This window comes from Vibrio sp. ECSMB14106, assembly GCF_000972265.1.
Lineage (GTDB): Bacteria > Pseudomonadota > Gammaproteobacteria > Enterobacterales > Vibrionaceae > Vibrio > Vibrio kanaloae.
This window is the reverse complement of record NZ_LAUM01000024.1, coordinates 46,194-57,178: the sequence shown is the minus strand read 5'-3', so window position 1 is coordinate 57,178 and position 10,985 is coordinate 46,194. Positions and strand designations below refer to the sequence as shown.

At 45.3% G+C, this 10,985-nt stretch carries 8 protein-coding genes; 4 read left to right on the top strand and 4 right to left on the bottom strand.

Annotated elements, in window-relative coordinates:
- Positions 1-48: 48 nt before the first annotated feature.
- From WR49_RS15885 to argE, 3 genes are all read right to left on the bottom strand, one after another.
- Positions 49-588 (bottom strand): PadR family transcriptional regulator, encoded by a 540-nt coding sequence (locus WR49_RS15885; RefSeq protein ID WP_017055849.1) that lies wholly within the window; start codon positions 586-588, stop codon positions 49-51.
- Between the two features lie 350 nt (positions 589-938).
- Positions 939-3,575: a phosphoenolpyruvate carboxylase gene (gene ppc / locus WR49_RS15880; protein WP_170960278.1), complete on the bottom strand. Its 2,637-nt coding sequence runs from the start codon at positions 3,573-3,575 to the stop codon at positions 939-941.
- 252 nt (positions 3,576-3,827) lie between these two features.
- Positions 3,828-4,964, bottom strand: a complete 1,137-nt coding sequence (gene argE, locus WR49_RS15875) for an acetylornithine deacetylase (RefSeq protein ID WP_046224661.1) — start codon at positions 4,962-4,964, stop codon at positions 3,828-3,830.
- A gap of 153 nt (positions 4,965-5,117) precedes the next feature.
- Here argE and argC point away from each other — a divergent pair, with 153 nt between their 5' ends.
- The 4 genes from argC (at position 5,118) to argH (ending at position 10,469) form a co-directional block, all read left to right on the top strand.
- Complete coding sequence (gene argC, locus WR49_RS15870; protein ID WP_046224660.1) at positions 5,118-6,122, top strand: N-acetyl-gamma-glutamyl-phosphate reductase; 1,005 nt, start codon at positions 5,118-5,120, stop codon at positions 6,120-6,122.
- Between the two features lie 12 nt (positions 6,123-6,134).
- On the top strand, positions 6,135-6,923 hold the full coding sequence (argB, locus tag WR49_RS15865) for an acetylglutamate kinase (RefSeq protein ID WP_046224659.1): 789 nt from the start codon (positions 6,135-6,137) through the stop codon (positions 6,921-6,923).
- 113 nt (positions 6,924-7,036) lie between these two features.
- Entirely contained in the window at positions 7,037-8,248 is a 1,212-nt protein-coding gene (locus WR49_RS15860; protein WP_017055844.1) for an argininosuccinate synthase, read from the top strand.
- A gap of 346 nt (positions 8,249-8,594) precedes the next feature.
- Positions 8,595-10,469 carry an argininosuccinate lyase gene (argH, locus tag WR49_RS15855; protein ID WP_046224658.1) on the top strand — a complete coding sequence of 625 codons (1,875 nt, stop codon included), beginning with the start codon at positions 8,595-8,597 and terminating at the stop codon, positions 10,467-10,469.
- A 249-nt stretch (positions 10,470-10,718) separates the two neighbouring features.
- On the opposite strand, the gene WR49_RS15850 is transcribed toward argH, so the two are convergent.
- Positions 10,719-10,970: a DUF3624 domain-containing protein gene (locus WR49_RS15850; RefSeq protein WP_046224657.1), complete on the bottom strand. Its 252-nt coding sequence runs from the start codon at positions 10,968-10,970 to the stop codon at positions 10,719-10,721.
- Positions 10,971-10,985 lie beyond the last annotated feature (15 nt).

Sequence of the window (10,985 nt, the reverse complement as noted above, 5' to 3'; positions counted from 1 at the left end):
TCTAGCTTCTAGCTTCTAGCTTCTAGCTTCTAGCTTCTAGCTTCTAGCTTAAGCGATAGTACCAAGCTCTAACAGTACCTCTTCAGCCCACACTATCCATGCTTCACGAAGAAGTAGGTTACGACGAAGAGTTAGACGTTCTAGGCGAGCTTGCTTGTCTAGCGTTGATGGTGTTGCGTAGTAAGCCGCTTCGATTTCTTTGTAATGAGAAACCAGTTTGCGAGACTCTTCTACCAACTCAGCAAGTTGTACACGGTATGCGTCACAAGGTTGTACAGCACAAGCCATTAGTTTAGCTGAGAACTCGTCACGAACGGTTGGGTGTGCAGTTGGTTGTTCAAACCATTCACCTAGGGCGCTACGTCCAGCGTCAGTGATAGAGTAAACCTTACGATCGGGTTTGCCTTCTTGAGGTTCAAGCACACAAGTGACCTGGTCGTTTTGAGCCATTTTATTTAGCTCGCGGTAAACTTGTTGGTGGCTAGCTTTCCAGAAGTAACCAATGCTTGCTGAGAATTCTTTTGTGATATCGTAACCAGTAGCATCGCGTGTACTTAAAACGGTTAGAATTACGTGTGGTAATGACATGTCTGAGATCCAAATGGTAAACAGTAAACAAAATACCTAAACATCAAGTGTGCTTCTTGTGGCACGTTATATTGGTTATGTTTAAGTAGCACCAACTTAGTCGTTGGTTATGTCACCTTATAAAGCCGTTTATCACCTAGGTCGACCAGTATATTGGCCAAGCTGCTACAGATTATTATGTTGGAGTATTTCTGCAGCGGAGCAGTAGTATATCTAAATAATAAGCATAAAGTAGAATACATGGACAAAATAACCCAAAAAAATTACAAAAAACTAAAATAATTGGATTTATTAAAATAAAAAGGCCACTTGTAGTGACCTTTTGTTCCTTTTTTGGTTTTAATGACTGGTTATCCAGTGTTCCGCATACCTGCCGCGATGCCTGCAATCGTCACCATGAGCGCTTCTTCTAGCTCTTCTGGTGGTGTTTCACTCTTACGAGTACGGTAAAGTAGTTCAGCTTGAAGCATGTTCAATGGCTCAACGTAGATGTTACGTAGACGTATAGATTCAAGTCCCCAAGGGTCGCTCTGCATCAAGTTTTCGTTGTTTTCTACATTCAGCACTGCTTTGATGTCTTTTTGCAGCTGTTCACGCAGTAATTCACCTAACGGTAATAGCTCTTCGTCAACAAGGCGTTGGTCGTAGTACTTAGCGATTTCCATGTTGCACTTCGAGTACACCATTTCCAACATACCCAAGCGGGTTGAGAAGAATGGCCATTCGCGACACATCTCTTCAAGTAGCGCTTGATGGCCTTGGTCTACTGAGTACTGAATCGCTTCACCAGCGCCTAACCATGCAGGAAGTACCAAACGGTTTTGGCTCCAAGAGAAAATCCATGGAATCGCACGTAGGCTTTCTACGCCGCCGTTCGGATTACGTTTCGCAGGGCGAGAGCCAAGTGGCAGTTTGCCTAGCTCTAGTTCAGGTGTCGCTTGACGGAAGTAAGGGACAAACTTCTCTTCGCCACGAACCACCTTACGGTAAGCCTCACAAGACACTTGAGACAGCACTTCCATTAGGTCGCGCCATTCTTGTTTAGGCTCTGGTGGCGGTAGAAGGTTCGCTTCTAGAATCGCACTTGCGTAAAGGTTGAAGCTGTTTACCGCAACATCTGGCAAGCCCAGCTTAAAGCGGATCATCTCGCCTTGCTCAGTTACACGTAAACCGCCTTTTAAGCTCTTGGGTGGCTGAGAAAGAAGCGCAGCATGTGCTGGCGCACCACCACGACCGACTGTACCGCCACGACCGTGAAAGAGGGTCAGTTCAATGCCTTCTTCATCACAAACCTTAACCAGTTTGTCCATCGCATCATACTGAGCCCAGCCTGCAGACATTACGCCAGCATCCTTGGCTGAGTCAGAGTATCCAATCATCACCATTTGGTGGTTCTGGATAAAGCCACGGTACAAATCGATGCTCATTAGCTGCTTCATTACGGCTTCTGAGTTGTTCAAGTCGTCTAGCGTTTCGAACAACGGACATACATCCATGCGATATGGGCAACCACATTCTTGTAGTAACAAGTGAACAGCCAGTACATCTGACGCAGTACGAGCCATAGAAATCACGTAAGCGCCGAAGGCTTCACGAGGTTGAGCGGCAATGACCTTACAGGTGTCTAAAACTTCTTTAACCTGTTCAGATGGCTCCCAATCGCGTGGTAGCAGTGGGCGTTTTGAGCTTAATTCATTGGTTAAGAAAGCAATCTTGTCTTGCTCACTCCACTGGTCATAATCACCAATGCCTAGGTAGCGAGTCAGTTCAGATAGTACATCCGAGTGACGAGTACTTTCTTGACGAACATCGAGACGAACCAAATGCACACCGAATGCTTTTAGGCGACGCAGGGTATCGAGTAGAGAACCGTCTGCGATTACGCCCATGCCACATTCGTGCAGTGATTGGTAACACGCATAAAGCGGCGTCCATAGTTGGTCGATGTTCTGTAGTGTTTCTTTCTTGGGGACTTCTACATCTTTGATTTCAGCATCTAAGACTTCTAGTGTGTTTCCAAGCAGGGTGCGTAGGCTTTTTAGGATCGCGCGGTAAGCTTCGTGTTCATCACCCGCTAGCTCACGCACCTGATCATTACACTTAGTCATCGACAGTTCAGTAATCAGCTCGTTTACGTCAGCTAGATAAAGGTCAGCGGCTTTCCAGCGAGAAAGTCGTAGTACTTCTTTAGTTATGGTGTGCGTGACGAATGGGTTACCATCGCGGTCACCACCCATCCAAGATGAGAAATGCACTGGGCGTGCATCAATTGGCAGGCCTTCACCCAGGTAGCCTTTTAGTCGACCGTCCATTTCACGTAGGAAGTCAGGTACTGCTTCCCATAGCGAGTTTTCAACAACTGCAAAGCCCCACTTAGCTTCATCAAGTGGTGTTGGGCGTTGCTGACGAATCACATCAGAGTGCCAACCTTGAGCGATAAGTTGCTCTAGGCGACGCTCGGTTTTCACGCGCTCTTTGTGTGATAGGTCGCTTAACTCTAATTTAGACAGACACTCGTTGATCTTAACCAGTTTGTTGATCATGGTGCGACGAGTGATTTCAGTTGGGTGCGCAGTCAGAACGAGTTCAATGTTCAGGTCGCGAACGGCTTGAGCCGCGTCTAGCTTACTGATGTTATTTTGGCTTAATTTGGAAAATAGAGATTGCAGCACGTCTGGCTCACAAACATGCTCCTCACAGTGACGAGAGATGGTGTGGTACTGCTCTGCCATGTTGGTGAGGTTGAGAAATTGGTTAAATGCACGAGCAACAGGAGTGAGTTGTTCGTTCGGCAGGTTTTTGATCTCTTCAACTAGGCTGTCACGGTCAGCTTTGTTGCCTGCGCGGGCGGATTTGGAAAGTTTACGGATAGTTTCCACTTTCTCTAAGATAACGTCACCATGTGCATCTTGGATTGTGTTACCTAGCAAGCGTCCCAGCATGCTTACGTTACTCTTGAGAGCGGCGTATTTCTCGTTCATTGTCATCCTGCCTCGTAAAAAAATTACATCCATTGTTCCTTGTTAAGTACACAATCTAGCGAAAACTGCTGTATCTAGTCAAATAAAGCATTCTAAGTTTGCAATTATTAGCTTTCGAAATGCGGGAGAAGTAAATTTTCTAATACTTCGGAATAAAGTGAAATTTAATTACAAGATTGAATCCAAATCAGGGGTAACAGAATAAAAGCCACGTTTTAAGGTGGCTTTTATTGGAAAATATCGAATGGGTAGTAATAGCTAGAAGCAATATTTACGGATCGATTTACTCAGAACATCAATCGTTGGATCGATAAAATCGAAGCTCAAGAACTCATCCGGTTGGTGAGCTTGGTCAATCGAACCTGGGCCCAATACCAAGGTTGGACACAGCTCTTGTAGGAAAGGCGCCTCGGTACAGTAGTTCACAGTTTGCGATTCAGTTTCGCAAACTGATTCCATACCGCCGATAAATGGATGGTCGTGTTGGCACTCGTAACCCGGAATTGGCTCATGCAGAGGCGTGATCTCAATTCTGCCCGGCCATTTTGCTTCCACTTCTTTGAGTGCGCTACGCAGCATGTTATCCAAACCATCTAAGCTGATTCCCGGTAAAGGACGAACATCGTAGTGCAGCTCACAACAACCACAGATACGGTTAGCACTGTCGCCACCGTGAATATGGCCAAGGTTTAGCGTGGGACTTGGAATCGCAAAACCTGGGTGGTGATACTCTTTGACTAATTTGTCACGCAACTGCATTAAAGCAAACAACACTTCATGCATGATCTCGATAGCATTGATGCCTAAGGCAGGATCAGAAGAGTGACCTGATTTACCCGTTACTCGCACAGCATTAGCAACATGGCCTTTATGACCACGAATCGGCACAAGGCTGGTTGGCTCACCAATAATGCAGTAATCCGGTTTAAACGGTGCATTTTCAGTGAAATGGCGCGCACCCAACATGGTGGTCTCTTCGTCACAGGTTGCCAATACATATAGCGGCTTGGTCTGTTTGCTCCAATCCATCTTCTTTGCCGCTTCATAAACGAAAGCGAAAAAGCCTTTCATATCGGCCGTGCCTAATCCATAGAAGCGATTGTTGTGTTCTGTTAGTGCGTGAGGGTCGAAGTTCCAACGTCCTTCATCGAATGGCACTGTGTCGCTGTGTCCTGCGAGTAGCAAGCCACCTTCGCCCGATCCCATCTTAGCGACCATATTATGCTTGCCGGGCTCGACTTCCACGACTTCAACTCTAAAGCCTAAGTCTTTAAACCATTGAGCCATTTTTTCGATTACTTTCTCGTTGCCATGATCCCAGCTTGGATCGGTTGAGCTAATGGAGTCGGTGGAAATTAGGCCTTTGTAGACCTCAAGAAAACTCGGTAATTGCATAATAACTTCACTTCTACTATTGACAGGAAAACCATAAGTCGGTAAAACACATATTAAATCATATTTAATGCATAAGAAATCAAATAAAGCTAAAAATTAAGTATGAATAGTCAAATTTGAAATGTAACTTACCTCTGGAATGGATGTGTTGAGATGTTGAAAACCACGATCATTGGCGCAAGCGGCTACACAGGAGCAGAACTGGCTCTAATGATAAACAGACACCCTGATCTCACGCTATCAGGTTTATATGTCTCCGCCAATAGTGTAGACGCTGGTAAACCTATTGCGGCACTACACGGTAAGTTAACTGGCTTGATTGATATGCCAGTACAGCCATTAACAAATCCGGAAGAAGTAGCTAAACAGTCGGATGTGATTTTCTTAGCGACCGCACACGAGGTCAGTCACGACCTAGCACCAATCTTTCTTGAGAACCATTGCCAAGTGTTTGACCTATCCGGTGCCTTTAGAGTTAAGGGCGAAAACTTTTACCAAGAGTTTTACGGTTTTGAACATCAACACGAACAATGGCTTGATAAAGCCGCTTATGGTTTAGCTGAGTGGAATGAGCAAGACATTAAAAAAGCTCAACTGGTCGCAGTTGCGGGTTGTTACCCAACCGCTTCTCAATTGGCGATTAAGCCTTTAGTTGAAAGTAAGTTATTAGATGAAACCCAATGGCCAGTGATCAACGCAACCAGTGGTGTGACTGGTGCCGGTCGCAAAGCAAGCATGGTTAACAGCTTCTGTGAAGTGAGTCTGCAGGCTTATGGCGTGTTCAGTCACCGCCACCAACCTGAAATGGTTGCTCATCTCGGACGTGACGTAATTTTTACACCGCACCTCGGCAATTTTAAGCGTGGCATTTTAGCGACCATCACCATGAAACTGGCTGAAGGTGTAACGGAGCAACAGATACAAGATGCCTTCAAGCAAGCTTATCAAGGTAAACCTGCGGTGAGGTTACTCGAAGAGACATTGCCAAGAATTCAAGATGTAGAACAGACACCTTTCTGCGATTTAGGTTGGAAGGTTCAGGGACAGCATATCATCGTTGTTTCAGCGATCGATAACTTATTAAAGGGTGCATCTAGCCAAGCGATGCAGTGTTTAAATTTACGTTATGGTTTTGCGCCATTGACTGCATTAGTGTAAAGGAATCTAGATATGAGCCTTAATAATCAACCATTAATCATAAAGTTAGGTGGCGCAGCGCTATCTTGTGGTGAAACACTTAGCAAGTTATTTGGTGCTATCTCTAACTACCAACAACAGGCACAGCGACCAATCGTGATTGTTCACGGCGGTGGTTACCTGGTTGATGACTTGATGAATAATCTGAATCTCGAAACTGTAAAGAAAGAGGGGCTACGTGTTACTTCTTATGATCAGATCCCTGTGATTGCTGGTGCACTAGCGGGTACGGCGAATAAATTACTTCAAGGACAGGCGATTAAAGACGGTATCAATGCCGTTGGTTTGAGTCTAGCAGATGGTGGTTTATGCAAAGTGAGCGAACTGAACCCTGAACTAGGTGCAGTAGGAAAAGCGGAACCGGGCGACTCAACCGTCCTGCAAGCTATTCTTAATGTTGGCGCACTGCCAATCATTAGCTCGATTGGTCTGACTGACCAAGGTCAACTAATGAACGTCAATGCCGACCAAGCTGCGGTTGCCGTTGCTGGCGCACTTGATGCTGAACTGGTGCTGCTTTCTGATGTAAGTGGTGTGTTGGATGGCAAAGGTCACCTCATTCCAAGCCTTAATCAACAACAAGCCGATGACCTTATTGCAGGAAAAGTGATTACTGACGGCATGATCGTTAAGGTTCAAGCCGCACTAGAAGCCGCTAACGAGCTCGGACGACCAATCGAAGTTGCGACTTGGCGATATCCAGAAAAGCTAACACAACTGTTTTCAGGTAAAAGCATAGGAACACAGTTTTTACCTCAGTAGGGCTCACGACGAGTGACTACTTAAAGAATTTAGACAAATTAAATAAACATATAATTATGAAGTTATTTCCAACGCTGACCGCCATGTGCAGTATGGAAACTAGGAGAAAGAAAATGAGCAAAGTTAACGTAAAGAAAGTTGTTGTAGCCTACTCTGGCGGTCTAGACACATCAGTAATCATCCCATGGTTAAAAGAGAACTATGACTGTGAAGTGGTTGCGTTTGTCGCGGATGTTGGTCAAGGCGACGAAGAGTTGATTGGTATCGAAGAGAAAGCGAAAGCTTCTGGTGCTTCTGAGTGTTATATCGCTGACCTTAAAGAAGAGATGGTGGCAGATTACATCTACCCAACGCTAAAAACAGGCGCTTACTACGAAGGCAAATACCTACTAGGAACTTCTATGGCTCGTCCAATCATTGCGAAAGCACAGGTTGAAGTAGCACGTAAAGTAGGGGCAGACGCACTGTGTCACGGCTGTACAGGTAAAGGAAATGACCAAGTTCGTTTTGAAGGCGCATTCGCAGCACTAGCACCAGACCTACACGTCATTGCACCATGGCGTGAGTGGGATCTAGTTAGCCGTGAAGAATGTCTAGATTACCTAGCTGAGCGTAACATCCCTTGTACGGCTTCTCTCACTAAGATTTACTCGCGTGATGCAAACGCATGGCACATCTCTACAGAAGGTGGCGTTCTTGAAGATACATGGAACGCACCAGATGAAGATTGCTGGGCTTGGACGGTAGATCCAGAGCAGGCGCCAAACGAATCTGAAACCGTCACGCTTAAAGTTGAAAAAGGTGAAGTGGTAGCGGTAGATGGCGAAGCAATGACACCATACAACGCGCTGGTTTACCTAAACAAGAAGGGGGCGAAGCACGGTGTTGGTCGTATCGATATCGTAGAAAACCGTCTTGTTGGTATGAAGTCTCGTGGTTGTTACGAAACCCCAGGTGGCACGATCATGATGGAAGCACTGCGTGCAGTAGAGCAACTGGTTCTTGATAAAGCAGCATTCGAATTCCGTGAAGAACTGGGCGTTAAAGCTTCTCATCTTGTATATGATGGTCGTTGGTTCACGCCGTTATGTAAGTCAATTCTTGCGGCGACAGAAGAACTAGCACAAGACGTGAATGGTGAAGTGGTGATCAAACTTTACAAAGGCCATGCAACAGTGACTCAGAAGCGTTCTGAGAACAGCTTATATTCAGAAGAGTTTGCAACCTTTGGTGAAGATGAAGTGTACGACCAAAGCCACGCTGAAGGCTTCATCCGCCTTTACTCGCTATCAAGCCGTATCCGTGCGCTGAATAGCCAAAAATAACCCTAATACTGAGTTAGCGAGCTAACCTTTGATGAAAGATTAAAGGTCAGTAAACAGGCATTATTATGCAAAGCCCATTCACTATTGATTAGTGAATGGGCTTTTTGCTTTCAATTCGCCTAATAATTCAGCTTCGGTTTTTACTATTGAATGGCATATAATTCTCTCTCCACGCGAAAATAATCAATGGCTTGAATTTTTTGTGAATAAATATGTTGAAATAATGAATTAATACTTTATTTTCATTTTAAATTGCCGTAAGTTTAAACCATCAGAAAAATACTGAATCTTAATCAGAATTATCATTTGCAAAAACAGTGAGCACTGTGCAATTAGGAGATACACAATGGCATTATGGGGCGGTAGATTTACCCAAGCAGCAGACACCCGGTTCAAAGGTTTTAACGATTCTCTTCGTTTTGATTACCGATTGGCTGAGCAAGACATTGTGGGCTCAATTGCCTGGTCTAAAGCTCTACTGTCGGTCAACGTATTAACCGAAGAAGAGCAACAGAAGCTTGAGTTAGCGCTGAATGAGCTAAAACTTGAGGTGATGGAAGATCCTGAACAGATTCTACGCTCTGATGCAGAAGATATTCACAGCTGGGTTGAGCAACAACTTATCAGCAAGGTTGGTGATTTGGGTAAAAAGCTTCACACGGGCCGCTCTCGTAATGACCAAGTGGCGACAGACCTGAAACTATGGTGTCGTCAGCAAGGCAACCAGTTGCTACTGGCACTGGATCGCCTGCAAAGCCAAATGGTCAACGTTGCTTCTCAGCATCAAGAAACCGTGCTTCCTGGCTACACTCACTTGCAACGTGCTCAGCCGGTAACTTTTGCTCACTGGTGCTTGGCTTACGTTGAAATGCTTGAGCGTGACTATTCTCGTTTGAATGATGCGATTAAGCGTCTAGATACATGTCCGCTGGGTTCTGGTGCCCTTGCAGGAACAGCTTACCCGATGGACCGTGAAGAGTTAGCTCACAACTTAGGTTTCCGTCGTGCAACGCGTAACTCTCTAGATTCAGTCTCTGACCGTGACCATGTGATGGAGCTGATGTCGATTGCTTCTATCTCTATGCTTCACCTTTCGCGTCTTGCAGAAGATATGATTTTCTACAACTCTGGTGAATCAAACTTCATCGAGTTAGCGGATACCGTGACGTCAGGTTCATCTCTGATGCCGCAAAAGAAAAACCCTGATGCGCTAGAGCTTATCCGTGGCAAAACGGGCCGTGTTTACGGTTCATTAGCAGCAATGATGATGACAGTGAAAGCACTGCCTTTGGCGTACAACAAAGATATGCAAGAAGATAAAGAAGGTCTGTTCGACGCTTTAGACACTTGGAATGATTGTATGGAAATGGCCGCACTCTGTTTTGACGGCATCAAAGTGAACGGCGAACGTACGCTTGAAGCGGCGAAACAAGGCTACGCTAACTCCACTGAACTGGCTGATTACCTAGTAGCGAAAGGCATTCCTTTCCGTGAAGCTCACCATATTGTCGGTGTGACGGTCGTGGCGGCGATTGCTAAAGGCTGCGCATTAGAAGACTTAACCATCGCAGAGATGAAAGAGTTCTCTGAGGTGATTGAAGAGGATGTGTATGACATACTGACCATTGAATCATGTCTTGAAAAACGTAGCGCGTTAGGCGGTGTATCACCACAGCAAGTGGCTTACGCGGTTGACCAAGCTGAGAAGCGTTTATCACAGCGTGACACTTCCATCGTCAAGGTTCGTCCTGCTCGTCTGACCGATATTGAAGCATTGGAAGGCATGGTGGCCTATTGGGCCAATATGGGGGAAAACCTGCCTCGTTCTCGTAATGAACTGGTGCGTGATATTGGCTCGTTTGCAGTCGCAGAGCATCATGGTGAAGTGACGGGCTGTGCATCACTCTATGTCTATGATTCAGGCTTAGCTGAAATTCGCTCACTCGGTGTTGAAGCGGGTTGGCAAGGTCAAGGGCAGGGTACGGCAATTGTGCAACATTTGGTTGATAAAGCACGACAAATGGCCATTAAGAAGGTGTTTGTACTGACTCGTACGCCTGAGTTCTTTATGAAGCACGCTTTCTTACCAACATCGAAATCTTTGCTACCTGAGAAGGTGCTAAAAGATTGCGATCAGTGTCCTCGCCAACATGCGTGCGATGAAGTGGCGTTGGAAGTGAACTTGGTAGAACAGATTATTGCCAAGGTAAATGTTGCATAAGGCATTGATTTTATAGGTCCTAAAAAAAGATCAAAAATCTGGTCTTCTTTGGGGAACAAACTAAGAAAAGCCCGGTCTATTAAAGTACCACTGCTTTTTCTTAGAATTTTCTAAGAAAGCCCTAGAGTCGATTGATTCTGGGGCTTTTTTCTATCTGCTGTTTGGGAAATGATGATGGGGCGCTAAATAGAAGCTCTACCGGGTCATTGAATCGATATTTGACCGTTATCACTTATCCCTCCAAAGACATTAGTTAACGCTTTTTTTCCTTAAAGGCAGCACCACAAACTTCATGAACCAATGCAGCGACAACAAACCGCTGAATGCGCAAGCAGCCATCATCAAGGCGATGGCATTGATGGTTTTCGGGTCTTCTCTGAAAAATACCCACCATGTTCCCCAGCTTATTATCGACAACACCATCAATTGATTCATACAACGTTGGCAGCGACCGAGTTTGTTGAAGATTTTTTCATTTTTATTGCAATGAACACATGTCATCTTAGGCTTAATTCG